Here is an 18,320-nt window from a genome sequence, read left to right on the forward strand (position 1 = left end):
GGACGCGGTTCCGGGCGCCTGTTCTGGTCTTCAAGTGCCGCAACCGGCTGTGCCGTTGTGGAAGAGGGAGGGAGGCGCCATGCGCCGTTACGGTTCCGTGGTCGTGTTCTCGGCGATGTTCGCCTGGGTCGCGTTCATCACCGTCTGGATCGAGCACGGCCGGTAGGTCACCGGTGGGCCGTTAGGACCGTTCGCCGTTCGCCGTTCGCCGTTCGCCGTTCGCCGTTCGCCGTCCGGCGACCCGCCGACGCCTCGGGGAGGCCCCGGGGCGTCGGCGGGTCCGGGCGCCTACGCCGGGGTGACCAGGTCCAGGTAGGTGTCGTGCCAGAGGTCCTCCTCGCCGTCGGGCAGGAGCAGGACGCGGTCGGGGCGGAGGGCTTCGAGGGCGCCCGGGTCGTGGGTGACCATCACGATCGCCCCCGGGTAGGTGCCGACCGCGGCGAGGACCTCCGTGCGGGAGGCCGGGTCCAGGTTGTTGGTGGGCTCGTCCAGGAGCAGGACGTTGGCGCCGGAGTGCACCAGGGCGGCCAGGGCGAGGCGGGTCTTCTCGCCGCCGGAGAGGACGCCGGCGGGCTTGTCGACGTCGTCGCCGCGGAAGAGGAACGCGCCGAGCACGTGCCGGAGTTGGCCGTCGTCGAGGTCGGGCGCGGCCTGGGCGAGGTGGTCGCGGACGCTGCGGGCCGGGTCCAGGGTGTCGTGCTCCTGCGCGAAGTAGCCGAGTCGCAGGCCCGGGCCCGGGACGACCCGGCCGGAGTCCGGGGTCTCGTGTCCGGCCAGGATCCGCAGCAGGGTGGTCTTGCCCGCGCCGTTGGGGCCGAGCACGACCAGTCGGCTGCCCCGGTCCACGGCCAGGTCGAGGCCGCTCAGCACCGGTCGGCCGGCGTAGGACTTGGCCAGGCTGATCGCGCCGAGCGGCATCCGGCCGCAGGGAGCGGGCTCGGGCAGCCGGATGCGGGCGGTGCGTTCGGCCCGTCGGAGGGGATCGAGCCCGGCGAGCATCCGGTCGGCGCGGCGGGCCATGCTGCGGGCGGTGGTCGCGGTGGCGACGTTGGCCCGCATCCGGTCGGCCTGGGCGTGCAGCGCCGCGGCCTTGCGCTCGGCGTTGGCCCGCTCCCGGGCGCGGCGGCGCTCGTCGGCCGCGCGCTGGGCGAGATAGGCCTGCCAGCCGGTGTTGTGGACGTCGACGGTGGCGCGCTGCGGGTCCAGGTGGAAGACCCGGTTGACGGTCTCCTCGACCAGGCCGAGGTCGTGGCTGATCAGCACCAGTCCGCCCTGGTGGCCGGCGAGGAAGCCGCGCAGCCAGGCGACGGAGTCGGCGTCGAGGTGGTTGGTCGGCTCGTCCAGCAGGAGGGTGCCGTGCCCGGCGAACAGGATCCGGGCCAGCTCGACCCGGCGGCGCTGTCCGCCGGACAGCGTGCCGAGGGGGGAGTCCGTCACCCGGGCGGGTAGCCCGAGCCCGGCCGCGACCCGGGCGGCCTCCGCCTCGGCCGCGTAGCCGCCCAGGGACTGGAAGGCGGCCTCGGCGCGGGTGTACGCGTCCATCGCCCGGCGCTCCTCGGCCGGTGTACCGGCCAGGGCCATCGCCTCCTCGGCGGCGCGCAGCGCGCGGACGGCGGTGTCCAGGCCGCGGGCGGACAGGATGCGGTCGGTGACGGTGACGGTGGGGTCGGCGGCGCGGGAGTCCTGCGGCAGGTAGCCGACCGGCCCGGTCCGGGTGACCGTCCCGGCGGCGGGCGCGAGGTGCCCGGCGAGGGTGGCGAGCAGGGTGGTCTTGCCGGCGCCGTTGCGGCCGACCAGGCCGATCCGGTCGCCGGGGGCGATGTGCAGGGTGAGGTCGGACAGCAGCAGACGGGCGCCGACGCGGACGTCGACACCACGGGTGGTGATCATGGGATAACGCTCCGAAACGACTGACGGACACACGGGTGGCGTGGAGGTGGGTCCGTCAGCTAGGAGATTCGGGGCGTCGACATGTCGGCCAGGGTAACGGGCGGGCGCAGCGGGCGCATCCGAATACTTCGGCCACGCCCGCTGCGCGACGCCGGCCGGGCGCGTGCACCGGACCGTGCCGGGCTCGCGCCGGGCTCAGCCCCGCAGGACGGCGGTGAGCACCGAGGGGCGGAACAGCAGCGAGGGCGGCGCCACCAGCGACATCACCTCGTGGAAGGCCGCGGTGACCACCGGGTCGCGGGTGGCGCCGGTCAGCACCTTGTCCAGGAAGCGGTGCTGCAGCGTGACCAGGGCGCCGGACGGAGCGCCGGTGGTCGACTCGAAGCGGGCGTCCTCGGAGGAGGACATCACCCACGGGTCCTTGGAGGCCGACGCGATGGCGCGCCGGGCGTCCCGGGCCGCGGTGTGGCCGATGCCGCCGTGCCGCCGCACGGTGCGGCGCAGCTCCCGGGCGCAGAACAGCGCGACGGTGACCCCCTGGCCGTACACCGGGTTGAAGGTGCTCGCGGCGTCGCCGACGACCACCAGGCCGTCCGGGCAGCTGCGTTCGTAGTGCCGCCGGATGCCGGGGCCGGGGAGGAAGCCGCGCACCTCACTCGCCGGTTCGGCGTCGTGCAGGACGTCGCGGAGCAGCGGGTCGCGCAGTCCGGCCAGGTGTGCGGTGAACCCCTCCTCGCCGGGCCCGGGTTCGGCGCCGCGCATCCCGGCGAGGCTGACGATCCAGCGGTCGCCCTCGACCGGCAGCAGGACGCCCATCCGCGGCGCGTCGGGGGCCTTGGTCTGCAGGTAGACGGCCTGGCCGCCGAGGTCGACCCCGGCCGGGCGGTGGAACAGCCGGGAGGAGTAGGCGACGCCCGCGTCCACCCGCTCCTCGGGCACGGGGCGGCAGCCGAGCTCCGCCAGCCACTTCGGCACCGAGGTCGAACGGCCCGCCGCGTCCACCACCAACTCGGCCGGGACGTCGCGCACTTCGCCGCGCTCCGGGCCGCGCGCGCGGACCCTGACGCCGGTCACCGCTCCGGCGGACCCGAGCAGGCCGACCGCGTCGGTGCCCTCCAGGAACTCGATCGAGGCGTCGGCGCGGACCCGGTCCAGGACGAGTTGGTCGAGCACCGGCCGGGTGCAGGAGAGGAAGGCCACCCGGGCCGGGTACTCGGCCATCCAGCCGGCGGAGCTGAGCCACCTGACCTCGTTGGCCGTCACCCGGGTCGCGCCCGCGGCGAGCAGTTGCTGCTTGATGCCGGGCATCATCTCCTCCAGCAGCCGGTGCCCGGCCTCCAGCACCAGGTGCGCGTGCCGGCCCTGCGGCACCCCGGCCCGGAACGCCGGCTCCGCCGGATAGTGGTCCCGCTCCACCACGACGATCCGTTCGGCGTGGCCGCGCAGCGCCCACGCCGCCGCCAGTCCGGCCAGTCCGCCGCCGATCACCACCGCCGTGCCCCGCCCCGGGGCCCTGTCCGAAGAAGTCATGACACGTAGCGTAGTGGGGCGGGCCGACCTCCGTGACCGCTTCACCTGGATGAACGTCCCTGTACGGGGCCGTCGTTGACACCCGGGGCGCCCGCGGGCGGGGCCGCCGAGGAGTCCCGGGCACGCCTTCCCGGGCACGGCGGGCGGAGGGGTCGGGGAGGACCCAGGGGAGGGGCGCTAAGGAAGCGTCAAGATCGGGGCCCGGCGGCGTCAAGGAGCCGTCAGGGCGGGCCCTGCTGCCGGGGTGGGGGACTAGCGTCGCGCGGCGGAAGGCAGAGCGGCGCGCAGAAACGGATCTGCGGGGCGGGTTCTCCGGTGCGTCCGGAACCCCGGCGGGCCGTGCCACGGGGGAAAGGGACGAGCGGTCATGACGACCTCCACAGCGCGCAGGGCGTCCAGGTCCGAGGAGGACGACGGCCGACCCGGGGAGGCGGAGCCCGCCGCGTCGGGCGCGGCGGGCCGGTCACGCGCAGGGGCCCGGTCCGGCGCCCTGGAGCGGTTCGGCCGTGCGGTCCGTACGCTCGGCAGCCGGGCCCACCGGACCACCCCGCGCCTGGTGCGCGGCCTCACCGCGTTGAGCCTGGCCGCCCTGCTCGGCCTCGGCGCCACCGCCACCGCGGTGCTCACCGGGGCCCGCGACGGTGCCGACACCATCGGTCACCGGGCCGCGCCGCAGGCCACCCGCGCCGCCGACCTGTACTTCGCGCTCAGCGACATGGACGCCCAGGCCGCCAACCTGCTGCTGATCGGCGCCGACCCCGACTACACGGCGCTGCGCAAGCAGACGCTGGACACCTACGAGCAGCGCCGGGACCAGGCCGACGACGACCTGCGGCAGGCCGCCGGGGCGGCGGCCGACGACCCGGCCGGGCAGCGCGCCGTCCGGCTGGTGCTCGACCGGCTCGGCAGCTACGAGGCGCTGGTGGCCCGCGCGCAGTTGCTGGAGGAACAGGCCGCCGCGCCGGCCGGGCAGCCGGCGCCGGCCGCGCTGGAGACCTACCGGCAGGCCACCGACCTGCTGAGCCGGCAACTGCTGCCCGCCGCCGACCAGGTCACCGTCGCCAACGACTCCGCCGTCGAACGCGTCTACCGGCAGCAGCGGGACGACCTGGGCAGCGGCTGGTGGTGGCTGCTCGGGGTGGGGCTGCTCACCCTCGCCGCGCTGCTCGGGCTCCAGCGCGTCCTCGCAGTGCGCTACCGCCGGGTGGTCAACCCGGCGTTGGCCGCCGTCACGCTGCTGACCGGCGTGCTGCTGGTGGCCGGGCTGAACCTGGTGGGCCGCGCCGAGGACCACCTGGTGACCGCCAAGAGCAACGCCTACGACTCGGTGATCGCGCTCAGCCGGGCCCGCGCCGTCGCGTACGACATGAACGCCGACGAGAGCCGCTACCTGATCGACCCGGGCCGTGCCGTCGGGTACGAGCGGACCTTCCTCGAACAGACCCAGGCGATCGCCCGCTTCGACGGCGCCACGGTCGCGGGCTACAACTCCCTGCTGGCCGACGCCGCGCGGCGGTACCGCGCGGACCGCACGGTCGTCCCCTTCGGGGGTTACCTCGGCAGCGAGCTGCGCAACATCACGTTCCCGGGCGAGCGGGACGCCGCCGAGCGCGTGCTGGACGCCTTCCAGCAGTACCAGCTGACCGACCGCAGGATCCGCGACCTGCACGACGCGGGCAGGCTCAAGGAGGCCGTCACCCTCAACACGGGCCTCTCCAAGGGGCAGTCCAACTACGACTTCCAGCAGCTGGCCGACGCGATCGGCGACACCATCACGATCAACTCCGTTGCGATGGACCGGGCGATCGCCGCGACCGACGACGACCTGGACGGCGGCACGGCGGCCCTGGCCGCGGCCGCGCTGGTGGCGGCGCTCGGCCTCACCGCGGCCGGCGTGCGGCCCCGACTGCGCGAGTACCGGTAGCGCCGGCGCCGTCCGGCGGTCTCACCCAGCTGCCGGATTGACAAACGCCCTTGCCGTACCGGCACATGGCAGTCATGGCCGACGAAGAGTTCGAGAACGTCCTCACCACGGTGGGCCCCCGGCTGCGCGCCCTGCGCCGGGAGCGCGGCACCACGCTCGCCAAGCTGGCCGCGGCGACCGGCATCTCGCTCAGCACCCTGTCCCGGCTGGAGTCCGGACAGCGCAAGCCGACCCTGGAGCTGCTGCTGCCGCTGGCCCGGGAGTACCGGGTGCCGCTGGACGAGCTGGTCGGCGCCCCGGCGACCGGGGACCCGCGGATCCACCCGCGCCCGGTCACCCGGAACGGCCAGACGATCATCCCGCTCACCCGCCACCTGGGCGGGATGCACGCCTTCAAGCACATCGTGCCGCCGGGCCGGAACACCGAGCCCGAACCCGAGTTGAAGGTCCACGAGGGCTACGAGTGGCTGTACGTGCTGTCCGGCCGGCTGCGGCTGGTGCTCGGCTCGCGCGACCTGGTGCTGACGGCCGGTGAGGCCGCCGAGTTCGACACCCGCACCCCGCACGCCTTCGGCAACGCGGGCCCGCAGCCCGTGGAGTTCCTGAGCCTGTTCGGCCCGCAGGGCGAGCGGATGCACGTCCGTGCACGCCCGGGAACCTCCGTTCGGTAGGTTCGTTCCTGACAGGGGGTCTTCGTTGGGGCTCCCGTCGGGCCGTCGGGAGGGGCCGAGGACATGGGTGTGCAGCAGAGCGCGGAGTCCGGCGAGAGCGGCGGAGCCGCGGAGCGCGACGGGGCCGGGGACGGCCGCGCGGGCGCGACCGCGACGGCGGGTACGGAGGCGGCGCGTTCGGACGCGGGTACGGCCTCCGGCGCGGTCTCGGACGCGGTCTCGGGCACGGCTTCCGTTCCGGCGCAGGAGCCGCCGGCGAAGCGCCCGCGCAAGAAGCGCCCGTTCTGGCAGGAACTGCCGATCCTGCTGGTGATCGCCCTGCTGCTCTCGCTCGGCATCAAGACCTTCTTCGTGCAGGCCTTCTCCATCCCCTCGGGTTCGATGGAGCGGACCCTGGCGATCGGGGACCGGGTGCTGGTCGACAAGCTCACCCCGTGGTTCGGCGCGGAGCCCGAGCGCGGGGAGGTGGTGGTCTTCCGGGATCCGGGCGGCTGGCTGGAGGGCACGCCGACGGCGTCCGGCGACGGCGTCATGGGCACCGTCCAGAAGGCGCTGAGCACCGTCGGCCTGATGCCCTCGGCGGACGAGAAGGACCTGATCAAGCGGGTCATCGCGGTCGGCGGGGACACCGTCCAGTGCGAGGCGGGCGGTCCGGTGAAGGTGAACGGCGTCGCGCTGGACGAGCCGTACCTGTTCCCCGGCTCGACGCCCTGCGACAACGACCCCGTCGGCACCGTCACCGTGCCCAAGGGCAAGCTCTGGGTGATGGGCGACCACCGCAACAACTCGCGGGACTCCCGCTGGCACCACAACGAGACCGGGGACGGCTTCGTGCCGGTGGACAACGTCGTCGGCCGGGCCTTCGTGGTGGCGTGGCCGCTGTCGGACTGGTCCACGCTGCCCGTGCCGGACACCTTCGACAAGGTGCCGGCCGGCGCGGCCGGAGCCCCGCTCCGGAACGCGCCCGAGGCGCCCGGGGGGCCCGGGGCGCTCGCGCTGGCGGGGGTGGTGCCGGTGGCGCTGTGGCGGCGCAGGCGTTCCGCGCGCACGGGGCGCTGACCCCGGCCCGCCGTGACCCGGGCCGGCCCGCGCGGCCGGGCGGGTTCGGCGGAACTGCCCCCACGGTCCTCTACACGCCTGTAGAATTCCGAGGGCACTGAGCTGCACCCCGGCCGCAGCAGCCGCCCCGGCGGGGGAGGCCGCCGCGCCCGGGCCGGGCCGGGTCGGGAGGCGGAGCCGTGATGGAGAGTCAGGACGTGCCCCGGGGTGCCGGGGAACCGGCGGACCGCGACGTCCGATGGGTCTACCAGCCGGTCGAGGTGGACCTCGGCGACGGCACCTGGGCGGTGGGCCGGATCACCGGCTGGTGGCAGGACGCGGCCGGCCGGCGCTGGTGCCGGCTGCGGGTCGGCCGCAGCGGGCGGCCCGCGTGCTGGGAGCGCTTCGATCCGGCGCGGGTCCTGCTGCTGCCGGTCTCCGGGCTCTGAGCGCTCCGAGTGCTCCGGGCGCTCCGGGCTCCGGGCGGCGCTCCGGCTCTGAGCAGCGCGGTCGCGACTCCTTGGCGGAACCGTTCGGTGAGCCCTATCGTCCCTGGGAGCGACCGCCGACATGCCACTTCAGCAACCGGGGACGACGTGACTTCGGAGATCTACTTCAGCAACAACCACCGCGACCTGTGCGAGCAGTACGGCACGGGCGCGGGCTTCCAGTTCGAGTTCTACTGCTACCGCTGCTCGGACACCTGGCGTTCGCCGTTCGAGGCCTTCCGGACCGGGCAGATGGCCGGCTGGATCGGCAAGGGCGTCAGCGCGGCCTGGAACCTCATCGGGGGCAGCGCCAACACCATCAGCAACGCCGCGGACGGCCTCGCCGGACACACCTGGGGCACCTCCCGGGACGCCGCCTTCCAACGCGCGATCTCCAACGCCCAGGGCCACTTCAACCGTTGCGCCCGCTGCACCCACTACGTCTGCGGCCGCTGCTTCAACTCCGCCCAGGGCCTGTGCTTCACCTGTGCCCCGGACACCGCGGCCGAGGCGATGGCCGCGCAGCACCGCGGCCTGAACGACGCGGTCAGCGAGCGCGCGTACAGCGCGGGGCAGCAGTCGGGCGCGGCGTTCGACGTCACCACCCCGCGTCAACTGGTCTGTCCGCAGTGCCGGGCCGAGACGCACGGCACGCCGTTCTGTCCGGGCTGCGGTCACCGGTTGGCCCAGACCGTCCAGTGCACGAGCTGCCACCAGGACGTTCCGGACGGGGCGGCGTTCTGCCCGTCCTGCGGAACGAGGCGCTGAGGAGGCGCTGACGAGGCGCTGGAGAGACTCCTGGCGGAGACGGCGGACGGCGGGGCGTCCCCGGGACGGCGGTCCGGGGGCGCCCCGCCGTGGTGCGCGGGCCAGGAGGTACGGGCGGTGCGGGCCGTGCGGTGCGGTGCGGGCCGTGCGGGCCGTGCGGGCCGTCGCCCGGAGGCGAGGCCGACGGGCGGTCAGCCGTACGAGAGGTTGGCGCAGGGGTCGTCGTCGGCCGAGCGGGCGGCGCCGCTGACGCTGGTGGGCAGCGGGGCCGGGGTGCTCCCGGCGGTGGGGGCCGGGTTGGCGGCCGCGAAGTCCTGGCCGAGGACCACGCTGACGCCCCGGCCGCCGGGCTGGAGGGTGGCGCCAGGGAACAGCCTGGCGACCGCCTCGGCGGAGCCGCGCTCCCCGGTGCCGTACTCGACGACCGTGGTGCTGCGGGGCTTGCCGGTCGCGTTGCCGACGGTGGTGACGGTGTAGCCGGCACCCTTGACGGCCTCCGCGGCCTTGCCGCCGAGGCCGGTCTGCCCGGTGCCGTTGAGGACGGAGACCTTGACCTCGGCGGCCTTGGGGTCCGGCGTGGGGGCGGGTGTGGGGGTGGCGTCCGCGGCCGGGGTGGTGGGGGCGCCGGTGGCGGGGGCGCCGGCGTCCTGGCCGTCGATGGTGCGGTCGGCCTTGAGCGCGGCCCAGAGCAGGTCCGCGTCCGGGTGGACCACGGCGACCCGGGGGCCCTCGTAGCGCCAGGGCACGGTCAGGAACTTGACGTCGTGCAGGTCCACGTCCTTGAGCGACATGGCGAAGTCGAGCAGCTTGGCCGCCGAGCCGAGGCCGGGGTCGACGGTGAGCGACTTGGTGGCCGCGTCGGCGAGCGGCAGCAGCGTGGTCGGGTCCATGCCGCGGGACTTGATCTCCTTGATGAGGGAGGAGAGGAAGGCCTGTTGGCGCTTGGTGCGGCCGATGTCGGAGCCGTCGCCGATGCCGTGCCGGACCCGGACGTAGTCGAGCGCGGACTGGCCCTCCACCTTCTGCTTGCCCTTGGCGAACAGCAGCTTGCCCTTGCGGCCCAGGTTGGGGTTGAGGTCGCCCTCGTGGATGTCGTTCGGCAGGCAGACCTCGACGCCGCCCACCGCCTTGGTCATCGCGGCGAAGCCGTTGAAGTCCACCACGATGGTGTGGTCGACCCGCAGGTTGGTCAGCTTCTCGACGGCGTTCTGGGTGCAGGCCGGGTTGCCCTGGTCGGTGTCGCCCACCGAGAAGGCGCTGTTGAACATCACATTGGTCTGCTCCTTGGTCCACTTGCCGCCTGGGAGCTTGCACGGCGGGATGGTGACCAGGGAGTCGCGGGGGATGGAGATGCCGACGGCGTGCTTGTGGTCGGCGTAGACGTGCAGCAGGATCGCGGTGTCCGAGCGGGCGCCGCCGTCCCCGCCGCCGCCCAGGTCGCTGTTGCCGTTGCCGCGGCTGTCCGACCCGATCAGCAGGACGTTGACCGGGGTGCGGCCCTGGGCGTCCGGCGCGGCGGCCTCGGGGCGGTCCTTGCTGACGGCGTCGCCGTCGAAGGTGGAGATGTTGCTGTTCAGGCGGTAGTAGAGGGCGCCGCCGGCGAGGACCACGAGCGCCGTGCAGCCCGCCGTCGCCCAGAGCACCTTCTGCTTGGTGCTGCGCTTGGGCTTCTTCTTCGCCCGGCTGGTCGGACGGGCGGCCGGTGGACCGCCCGCCGTGTCCGCCGGGTCCGCCGTGTCCGCCGTGCCCCCGGTGTCCCGAGTGTCCTTCTTGTCATCAATCAGCGCTTTGCCCTGGTGTGGGACGGTCCGACGGCCCGCCGCCCGGCGTCCGCCCGCCCGGTGCGGCGAAATGTCGGAGTCGGGGGAACCCTTGCGGCCAGACACGTCGTCATCCTCCACAGTTGCCACGGAGTCCTCGTCGGAGCGGTGGGCTCGCGTGGCCCTGGGCCGGAGCCGACCCGGGCGAGGCCCGTCGGTAAAGTTTTACACCGCTGTAGAACGTCAGTGGAGCATACTAGGCGCGGATGAGAAAACCAGCTGGTCAGACCATGAGAATTGGCTGGGGCGAGCTCGTCCGCACCGACCCGAACCCCGTACGAGGAGCACGATGACTCACCGGATCGCACGTTCGATAGCCGGCGCCCTGGTGGCACTGCTGGCCGCCGTCGGCCTCACCGCCGTGGCGTCGAGCGCGACGGCGGTGGCCGCACCCCGGACCGTCGCGGCCGCCACCGCGGGCACGGACGCCCCGGGGGCGTCCGTCGCGGCGCCCGTCGCCCCGGCCGTCGCGGCGCCCGCGACCCGGTCCGGCGACGCCCCCGCGCACCTCGCGGCGAAGGACGACAAGAAGAAGAAAAAGGGCTTCTTCGCCAAGCTGGGCAAGTTCCTGCTGGTCGTCGTCATCCTGATCATCCTGTTCATCGTGCTGCTGATCTTCGGGATCATCTACGCCGCCAAGCGGATCTTCAGCCGCCGCAAGTAGCCGTACGGCGGCTGTCGTCGACCCCGCCGTTCCCGTCGGCCGTTCCGCCCCACCGCTACGCCCCGCCGTTCCGCCGTGCCGTCAGCCCTCGCCGTCAGCCCTCGCTGTGCGGTCGGCCGGGGCCGACGGCGGCGGGGCGGCGAAGCGGGCCGGGGCGTAGCCGGGCTGCTGCCGGCGGAAGGCGTCGCCGAGGTGGTGCTGCAGCCGGACGTGGCGGAACTGGTAGACCGCGCCGGTCCGGCGCAGCACCCCGCGCCGGTAGGCGTCGTCCAGGAAGGCGGTGACGTCCCAGGGCAGCCTGCCGGTCAGGGGGAGCCAGCACCGTGAGAAGACGAGCCACTGCCCCCAGGCGGTGAAGCCGAGCGCGTAGGAGAGCGTGCCGCCCACGCCCGCGGTGATCCCGATGAACGCCGCGTCGGCCGAGGTCCAGCCCAAGGGCCCGAGCAGGGGCCGGAGCACGAGGACGACCAGTTTGCCGCCGAAGGCGACGGCGAGGCTGAGCAACGGGACCAGGAGCGCCACCTGCCGGGTCACCGTCGCCCGGTTCAGCGCCAGCAGGCTCGTCGGGGTGGCGGCGGAGGCGACGTCCAGCGGCGATTCGAAGACCGCCAGGAACGCGAAGACCAGGCCGCCGCCGAGGCCGAAGATCAGCCCGAACACCGCCATGTTGACGAGCGTGACCCGGACGGCGCTCCAGTCCGCGAGCGGGGTGCCGAAGAAGACCGCGCGCTCCAGGGTGAGCGCGCTCGCGCAGCCCGTCCCCAGGATCACCCCGCCCCCCAGCACGGTGACGAACCGGTCGACGAAGGTACGGACCGATCTGCGGCCCGCCGTGCCGTTCGCGCGGGGCCAGCGCAGCCGGACCCGGGTCGGCTCGAACACCATGCCGCCCGCCCCCGCCATGAACGCGTACACCGACCCGAAGGCCACCCCGGCGACCGCGCCCATCAACGCGCCCTGCAGCAGCGTCTCGGCCATGCCGAACTCGGCGAGGAACAGACCGGCCGACCACTCGGCGCCGGCGACGCACAGTGCGGAGACCAGGACGACCAGCGCGGTGCGGGTGGACAGCCGCAGCGAGTCGGCGAGCCGCCACCAGGCGAGGTCGTGCCGGTCCCGGTCGAGCCGCACCAGGTGGTGGGCGAGGAAGCCGAGCCAGCGGCGGGCGAGCTCCGGGTCCCGGTCGGCTGGGCGGGCCGGGCCGCCGTCGACCGCCCGCTCGGGCGCGCGACGGCGGTAGAGCGTCGGGACGAACCCGGCCAGCAGGTGCTCCTCCAGGGCGTGCTCGGTCGGGAAGCGCCGGTCGTCGAGCAGTTCGCCGGGGGCGGCGTCCCTGCTGTCGCTGTACATCGTGCGCGCCAGGATGACCATCAGCGGCGTGCTCAGCACCTTGGCCAGGTGCGCGCTCGCCGCCGTCCGGGAACCCCGGAGTTCCGCGAGGACGGCGTCCCAGACCCCCTGCGGCCCGTCCGCTCCGCCCGGCGCGGCGCCGGACGCCGCGTCCGTGCCGCCCGTCGCGCGGCCGTGGGCGCGGACGGTGCGGGGCAGGTAGTCCGCGAGGTCCTCGACGGTGAGGTCGGTGAGCTCGATGGCGGCGGCCCACACCAGCGGCGTGCCCGCGGCGTCGACCGCCTCGGCGAACTCGGGGCGACGGCTGGTCAGGACGAGTGGCAGCGAGGCGGCGTTGAGCGCGTCGAGCGCCGCGCAGCGCAACCCCTCCGCGATCTCGTCGAAACCGTCCAGGACCGGCAGGACGAGGTCGGCGTCCACGAGCGCGGCGGCCAGCGTGCCCCCGCTGGGCACACGGCGGGCCAGGTGCGGGTGGTCGCGCAGCAGCCGGGAGGTGAGCCAGGCCCGTAGGGAGGCGACCGTCGGGTCCCACTCGCCGAGGCTGAAGATCACCGGCACCGGGTCAAGGTCCCCGCGCTCCGACAGGAGGTCCAGGACGAACCTGATGGCCAGAACCGACTTGCCCGAACCCGCCCGGCCGAGCACCACCAGGCGCCCGGAGGAGATCCGGCGGTACACCTCGGCGGCGTCGCGCAGGTCGCCGCTCAGGTCCACCACCCCCGGCACGGCGCCCGGTTCGAGCCGCTGGACGTTCGCCTCGTGGTCCGTCAGCCCGGGCGGCGCGTCCTGCCAGCGGACCGGCAGCGGGAACGGGTCCAGGACCCGGCGCTGCTCCTCCTCGCGCCGCCACCGGCGCCGGATCTCGTGGGCCAGCTCGTCGGCGGCGTCGGTGAGGTCGCCGTTGCGCCGGGCCGCGCGGGGACGAGGACGGGCCGGGGGTGTCGCGCGCTCCGGCGGCGCGGTGCCCGGCGGTGCGGTGCCCGGCGGTGCGGTGCCCGGCGGTGCGGTGTCCGGCGGCGGGCCGTCCGGCGGCGCGGTGCCCGGCGTCGGGCCGTCCGGTGGGGGGCCCGGTGCGGGGGCGTCGTCCCTCCCGCCGAGTGCGGCCGTCAGCCGCCGGTGGTCCGCCGGGCCCAGCTGCAGGGCGCCCGCCAGCAGGTGGACCGTGCCGACCCGGTGGTCGAAGGCCCGGTCGTTCTCCAGCCGGCGGATGGTGCTGACACTGACGCCGGACCGTTCCGCCAACTGCTCCTGCGTCAGACCCGCCTGCTTCCGGAACCCGCGTAACAGCGGGCCGAGCTTCTCCGTCACCGCAGCACTCCTCCACCCCCGGGTACGGCCGCGACCGAGCCTAGCGTGACGACCGGTCATATCTGACCGGTGCCGTGACCTGGGCCCTGACCTGCGCCGACCCCAGGATCGGAGCCGGGCCCCGCCGACCGAGGGCGCGGGGCGGCATCGAGGGAACACGACGATCCCGGTGAGGAGCCGACATGGCCTACCGCTACTGGTGCGGCGAGTGCGGGTACAAGACCCCCTGGCTCAGCGAATCCGAGGGCGCGAAGCGGCAGATCGAGCACTACGAGCAGCGGCACCCCGGGATCCCGCCGGGAGGGCAGATGGAGGTCGACCGAAGACCCGTCGGCGGAGGCGGCGGCGGGGGGTGCCTCGCCCTGCTGGCCCTCGGAGTGCTGCTGCTGCTCGCCGCGGCCTCCTGCCACCGCTGAGCGCCGTACCGCCCGCACGGGGGTCGGGCGGTACGGACGGGTCCACCGGGCACACCGGATGCACCGGGTCCATCGGAAGAGCCGGACGCACGACAGGCAAGGAAAAGGGAGGGCCTCATGCCCGAGACCGGAAGGCCGCCGCGGCCGGCCGAGGCGCCGCCGCGGCGCAGGGTGCCCGTACGGCCGGACCGGGCGGCGGCCCGGGGAGAGGCGGGTGCGTGGTGAAGCCCTTCGACGAACGGCCGGACCCCGAGCGGAAGCCGGTGGCCGAGCAGGCCCCCCGGGCGGACGACCACCCGGTCTCCGACCGGCAACCGGTCCTCGACAAGGGGCCGGGCCCGGACAAGCGGCCGGTCCTCGACAAGCGGCCGGTCCTCGACAAGGGACCGGTCCTCGACAAGCGATCCGTCTCCGACGGGACCCCGCCCTCCGACCGGCGGCCCGCACCGCCGCCGGCCGTCGAGTACGGCTCGCTCGTCCTCGGCCGCCGGCTCGGCGAGGGCGGGCGGGGCGCCGTGCACGAGCTTCCGCACCGGCGGATCGACGCGCGGGTCTCCGGGAGCGGCGGGAGGACCGTCTTCCAGGAGTACGACGCCTCGGTCCTGCCGCAGCTGGACGCCGACGCCCTGGCGGCCCAGGTGGCCCTGCTCGGTGAGGTGAGCGCGGGCGAGGGCGCCTGGCTGCGGGAGAGGACCGCGTGGCCGACCGCCCTCGTCCGACGGCACGGCCGGGTCTGCGGGTACCTGATGCGCGACGTACCGGACCGCTTCCGCTCCACCGATCGGACGACGGGCCCGGGCGGCGGCGAGCGGCGGCTCGCCGCCCTGGAGGGCCTGCTCGAGGACGACGCGCGCCCCGCCGGGACGGGCCCGGGCGTCGGCGACCGGGAGCGGCTGCTCCTGCTGGCCGACCTCGCCACCGCGTTGGGCCGGCTCCACGGGCTCGGCATCGCGGTCGGAGACCTGTCCCCGCGGAACGTCCTCGTCAGCCTCTCCCCGCGGCCCGAGTGCTTCCTCATCGACTGCGACGCCATGCGCGTACGCGGCGTCACGGCGCTGCCGCAGGCGGAGGTGACCGACTGGCGGACTCCGGCGGGGGAGGAGCAGGCGACCCCGGCGAGCGACGTCCACCGGCTCGGCCTGCTCGCCGTCCGGCTCTTCGCCCGTGACCGGACGGCGACCGACCCCGCCGTCCTCACCGCGGCCGGCCCCGCCGTCGTGGCCCTGGCCCGCGCCTCCCTCGACCCCGATCCGGCCCGGCGGCCGACCCCGGCGGCCTGGGCGGAGGCGCTGATCCCGGCCGCGGCCGCCCAGCCGTCCGGGACCTTCAGGCCGCACGGGACGCTCCTGGTCCGGCCTCCCGGGACGGACCGTCCCGCGTCGGCTCCGGTCACCCCCGAAGCCTCCTCGCCGCCATCCCCGCCCGGGGCCGGGCACTCCGGGGGCGACCGGACCTCCGGGACCGTCACCCCGCCGCCCGACCGGTCCGGGTGGATCGGCGCCGTGGTGGGCGTGCTCGTGCTGGTGGCCGTCATCGTCGTGCCGGCCGCCGTCCGGGACCACGACCACACCGCGGCACCGGCCGCCGGGCAGCCGGTGCCGGTGCACACCCTGGACACGCCCCGGCCGCTGCCGACGCCGCCCCCGCGTCCCACGCCGCCGGCCCCGACGCCGACCGATCCGGTCGCCCTCGCCGAGGTCGGCGACTGCTTCTACGACCTGGGCAGCGGCGACCGGGCCGACCTGTCGGCCACCGCCTGCGGAGCGGGGACGTTCAAGGTCGTCCGGATCAACCCGGACACGACCGATCTGACCAGCTGCGACGATGTCCCCGACAACACCGAGGCGGTGTCGTCGAGCCGCAACCACCTGGTGCTGTGCCTGAGTTACCAGAGCTCCGGCGGAACGGCCTTCCACGCCCACCAGGGTGACTGCGTCTACGGCGCCCCCGGCGCCACCGCCTGGGGCAAACAGGCCTGCCAGAGCGGCAACTTCAAGGTCCTCGCGGTCTACCGCGGCACGTCCGACCACGCGAAGTGCGACTCCTGGCCGCACTACAACTACTGGCGCCACATGCCGGTCGCCGCCGACCCGAAGCTGGACGTCCTGCTCTGCCTGTCCATGAACTACCCCGACGACGCCGGCTACGCCACCCTGAACGAGTGCCTCTCCAAAGCGGGTTCGACCTTCACCAACGTCGGCAGCTGCGGCGCCTCGAACGTCTACGTCACCGGGCGCACCGGCACCGCGAACGACTGGTCGTTCTGCGGCAACGACGGCGCGACCAGCTGGAGGTCGACCGACTACCCCGACTTCGCGTACACGGTGTGCTGGCGCTGGCGGTAGCGGCCGACGCGGTAGGGCCCGTACGGCGGCGCCCTCAGCGGGGCTTGGCGCGGGCGGCGAGGAGGGCGATGTCGTCCTCGGCGGCGGGTGACGGGGGCGGGACGAGGGCGTGCAGGACGGCGTCGAGGAGGTCGTCGAGGTCGCCGGTGGCGGGCAGGCACAGGGCGGCGAGGCGGTCGAGGGAGGTGTCGATGTCCTCGTCGCGGCGTTCGACCAGACCGTCCGTGTAGAGCAGCAGGGTCTGGTGCGGGTCGAGGGGGTGGGTGGTCTGCTCGTAGCCGCCGAGGCCGGTGCCGAGCGGCGGGCCGGTGGGGACGCGGAGCAGCCGGGTGGGCCGGTCGGGGGTGATCAGGGCGGGCGGCAGGTGGCCCGCGCTGGAGAACGTCCAGCGGCCGCGGCCCGGGTCGGCGAGGGCGAGCAGGCAGGTCGCGGGGCGCGCGGAGTCGTCGGCGGAGATGACGGTGTCGAGCTGGCGCAGGATCCGGTGCGGGGGCAGGTCCATGCCGGCGACGTCGCGCAGGGCCGAGCGGTAGTGGCTCATGTCCACGGCGGCCTCGACCCCGTGCCCCATGACGTCGCCCATCGCGAGCAGGGTGCGGCCGAACGGCAGCCGGACCGTCTCGAACCAGTCCCCGCCGACCACCGAACTGGTGCCGGAGGGCAGGTAGCGGGAGGCCAGGGCGAGGTTCTGGTGCGGGCTGCCGGGTTCGCTGAGCAGCGCCCGCTGGAGTTCCAGGGCGATGCCCTGGGAGCGGGTGTAGCGGCGGGCGTTGTCGAGGCCGGTGGCGGCCCGGTCGGCGAGGTCGCCGAGCAGGGCGACCTCGTCGGCGGTGAAGGGCGGGGCGGCGGCGGTGCGTCCGAGGGTGAGCAGCCCGACCAGGCGGCCGCGGGCGGCGAGCGGCAGGACGAGCAGCGAGGCGACGGCGGTGGGCCACGCGTCGTCGGGGCCGGGCTGGGTGCGGACCGCGACACCGCCGGCCAGGCTGCGGGCGGCGGCCGAGCCCTCCCGGTGCCGGATCGACTCCCCCGGTCGAGCCAGGTCGGCGAGCGCGGCGGTCAGGGCGGGGACGGCCCGCACGGCGGCGCGGTGCAGCCGCTGGGGCGCGCCGCCGCCGGCCCGGGCGGGTTCGGCCTCGGGCGGCAGGACGTCCACGGCGGCGAGGTCGGCGAGGCCGGGCACCGCGAAGGCGGCGAGTTCGGCGCAGGTGGTGCCGATGTCGAGGGTGGTGCCGATCCGCTCGGCGGCGGCGTCGAGCAGGGCGAGGCGGGCGCGGGCCCGTTCGAGCTCGCGGAGCTGCTCGCGGGCCGGGGCGGGGTCGTCCAGGACGACGACGATCACGCCGGTGGTGCGCCCGGCGTGCCGCAGCGGTCGCAGGCGCACCCGCAGGCCGGGCGGGACGGGGTGGCCGGCGCCGCCCGGGCCGCCGGTGGCGTGCTCGCGGTCGTGGCCGTCGGCGAGGACGCGGCGCAGGGTCGCGGCGGCCGCGGCGAAGGCGGTGGTTTCGACCGGCCGGCCGAGCAGGTCGCTGCCGCGCAGTCCGGTGGCGGCCGTGAAGGCCGGGTTGAGGTACTGCCAGCGCAGCCGCTCGTCGAGCAGGGCGACGCCGACCGGCGCGTCGGCGAGGACCGCGCGGAGCAGCTCGGGGTCGTCCCCGCGGCCGTCGGACGCGTCGTGGGGGTCACCGGGGTGGTCGCTGTCGGGGTCGCCGTGGGGGCCGTCGCTGCGATTCATACGGCGATCGTCGCCGCCGGGGCCGCCGCGCTCGCCGCCGGGGTCGTCGCTGCGGTCGTGGCGGCGGGCGCGGGTGTGGTCACTGCCGGTGAGTGCGCCGAGCCTCGCGGCGAGCGCCGCCGCCAGGGACCGGGTGTCCGGTGTCGCGGGCGAGGAGTCCGCTGCTCGGTTGCCGTGCCGGAAGTGCATACGCCCATGATCACGCGCCCGGGCGCGGCACGCCCCCGAGAGGAGGAAACCTTGACTGACCGGAGACGTGTCGAAGCGGGCCGACGGCCGGTCCGGGCCCCGGGGTGACGTGCGGTGGTCCTCCGGGCGACGGGCCGGCGAGCGGCCCGGGTCCGGCGGGCGAACGCCGGATGATCACCGGTCATAC

At 75.2% G+C, this 18,320-nt stretch carries 13 protein-coding genes; 8 read left to right on the forward strand and 5 right to left on the reverse strand.

The genetic code is table 11. The features are described 5' to 3' along the window. Positions 1-288: 288 nt before the first annotated feature. A complete protein-coding gene (locus tag ACZ6Y7_RS07050) occupies positions 289-1,890 on the reverse strand; it encodes an ABC-F family ATP-binding cassette domain-containing protein (protein WP_465756803.1) in 1,602 nt (533 codons plus the stop codon). A gap of 195 nt (positions 1,891-2,085) precedes the next feature. Continuing rightward, on the reverse strand, positions 2,086-3,420 hold the full coding sequence (locus ACZ6Y7_RS07055; RefSeq protein ID WP_465756804.1) for an NAD(P)/FAD-dependent oxidoreductase: 1,335 nt from the start codon (positions 3,418-3,420) through the stop codon (positions 2,086-2,088). Between the two features lie 367 nt (positions 3,421-3,787). Between ACZ6Y7_RS07055 and ACZ6Y7_RS07060 the strand changes: the two genes are divergently transcribed. The 5 genes from ACZ6Y7_RS07060 to ACZ6Y7_RS07080 all read left to right on the forward strand — a co-directional run bounded on the left by ACZ6Y7_RS07060 (position 3,788) and on the right by ACZ6Y7_RS07080 (position 8,309). Next, positions 3,788-5,344, forward strand: a complete 1,557-nt coding sequence (locus tag ACZ6Y7_RS07060) for a hypothetical protein (RefSeq protein WP_465756805.1) — start codon at positions 3,788-3,790, stop codon at positions 5,342-5,344. 74 nt (positions 5,345-5,418) lie between these two features. Beyond that, a complete protein-coding gene (locus ACZ6Y7_RS07065) occupies positions 5,419-6,015 on the forward strand; it encodes a helix-turn-helix domain-containing protein (protein WP_350522648.1) in 597 nt (198 codons plus the stop codon). A 63-nt stretch (positions 6,016-6,078) separates the two neighbouring features. Further along, entirely contained in the window at positions 6,079-7,074 is a 996-nt protein-coding gene (gene lepB / locus ACZ6Y7_RS07070) for a signal peptidase I (protein WP_465756806.1), read from the forward strand. 182 nt (positions 7,075-7,256) lie between these two features. After that, positions 7,257-7,502: a hypothetical protein gene (locus tag ACZ6Y7_RS07075; RefSeq protein ID WP_465756807.1), complete on the forward strand. Its 246-nt coding sequence runs from the start codon at positions 7,257-7,259 to the stop codon at positions 7,500-7,502. A gap of 147 nt (positions 7,503-7,649) precedes the next feature. Next, complete coding sequence (locus ACZ6Y7_RS07080) at positions 7,650-8,309, forward strand: double zinc ribbon domain-containing protein (RefSeq protein WP_465756808.1); 660 nt, start codon at positions 7,650-7,652, stop codon at positions 8,307-8,309. Between the two features lie 191 nt (positions 8,310-8,500). Here the strand turns inward: ACZ6Y7_RS07080 and ACZ6Y7_RS07085 are convergent, their stop codons facing one another. Continuing rightward, the gene (locus tag ACZ6Y7_RS07085; RefSeq protein ID WP_465756809.1) at positions 8,501-10,195 is read right to left on the reverse strand and encodes an LCP family protein; all 1,695 of its coding nucleotides are present in this window, start codon (positions 10,193-10,195) and stop codon (positions 8,501-8,503) included. 223 nt (positions 10,196-10,418) lie between these two features. Here ACZ6Y7_RS07085 and ACZ6Y7_RS07090 point away from each other — a divergent pair, with 223 nt between their 5' ends. Then, complete coding sequence (locus tag ACZ6Y7_RS07090; RefSeq protein ID WP_465756810.1) at positions 10,419-10,793, forward strand: hypothetical protein; 375 nt, start codon at positions 10,419-10,421, stop codon at positions 10,791-10,793. An 81-nt stretch (positions 10,794-10,874) separates the two neighbouring features. Here ACZ6Y7_RS07090 and ACZ6Y7_RS07095 read toward each other — a convergent pair whose 3' ends face one another. Beyond that, a complete protein-coding gene (locus tag ACZ6Y7_RS07095) occupies positions 10,875-13,451 on the reverse strand; it encodes a helix-turn-helix domain-containing protein (protein WP_465756811.1) in 2,577 nt (858 codons plus the stop codon). A gap of 182 nt (positions 13,452-13,633) precedes the next feature. Here ACZ6Y7_RS07095 and ACZ6Y7_RS07100 point away from each other — a divergent pair, with 182 nt between their 5' ends. Continuing rightward, positions 13,634-13,867 carry a hypothetical protein gene (locus ACZ6Y7_RS07100; protein ID WP_465756812.1) on the forward strand — a complete coding sequence of 78 codons (234 nt, stop codon included), beginning with the start codon at positions 13,634-13,636 and terminating at the stop codon, positions 13,865-13,867. Between the two features lie 218 nt (positions 13,868-14,085). Beyond that, positions 14,086-16,212, forward strand: a complete 2,127-nt coding sequence (locus tag ACZ6Y7_RS07105; protein WP_465756813.1) for an LppU/SCO3897 family protein — start codon at positions 14,086-14,088, stop codon at positions 16,210-16,212. Between the two features lie 34 nt (positions 16,213-16,246). Here the strand turns inward: ACZ6Y7_RS07105 and ACZ6Y7_RS07110 are convergent, their stop codons facing one another. Next, entirely contained in the window at positions 16,247-18,133 is a 1,887-nt protein-coding gene (locus tag ACZ6Y7_RS07110; protein WP_465756814.1) for a PP2C family protein-serine/threonine phosphatase, read from the reverse strand. Positions 18,134-18,320 lie beyond the last annotated feature (187 nt).

Source organism: Kitasatospora sp. NPDC053308 (assembly GCF_055585785.1).

Excerpts from the sequence above, each read along its gene's own strand:
- ACZ6Y7_RS07050 (WP_465756803.1), bottom strand. The coding sequence starts at position 1,890 with ATGATCACCACCCGTGGTGTCGACGTCCGCGTCGGCGCCCGTCTGCTG.
- ACZ6Y7_RS07075 (WP_465756807.1), top strand. The coding sequence starts at position 7,257 with ATGGAGAGTCAGGACGTGCCCCGGGGTGCCGGGGAACCGGCGGACCGC.
- ACZ6Y7_RS07065 (WP_350522648.1), top strand. The coding sequence starts at position 5,419 with ATGGCCGACGAAGAGTTCGAGAACGTCCTCACCACGGTGGGCCCCCGG.
- ACZ6Y7_RS07090 (WP_465756810.1), top strand. The coding sequence starts at position 10,419 with ATGACTCACCGGATCGCACGTTCGATAGCCGGCGCCCTGGTGGCACTG.
- ACZ6Y7_RS07060 (WP_465756805.1), top strand. The coding sequence starts at position 3,788 with ATGACGACCTCCACAGCGCGCAGGGCGTCCAGGTCCGAGGAGGACGAC.
- ACZ6Y7_RS07110 (WP_465756814.1), bottom strand. The coding sequence starts at position 18,133 with ATGCACTTCCGGCACGGCAACCGAGCAGCGGACTCCTCGCCCGCGACA.
- ACZ6Y7_RS07100 (WP_465756812.1), top strand. The coding sequence starts at position 13,634 with ATGGCCTACCGCTACTGGTGCGGCGAGTGCGGGTACAAGACCCCCTGG.
- ACZ6Y7_RS07055 (WP_465756804.1), bottom strand. The coding sequence starts at position 3,420 with ATGACTTCTTCGGACAGGGCCCCGGGGCGGGGCACGGCGGTGGTGATC.
- lepB (WP_465756806.1), top strand. The coding sequence starts at position 6,079 with ATGGGTGTGCAGCAGAGCGCGGAGTCCGGCGAGAGCGGCGGAGCCGCG.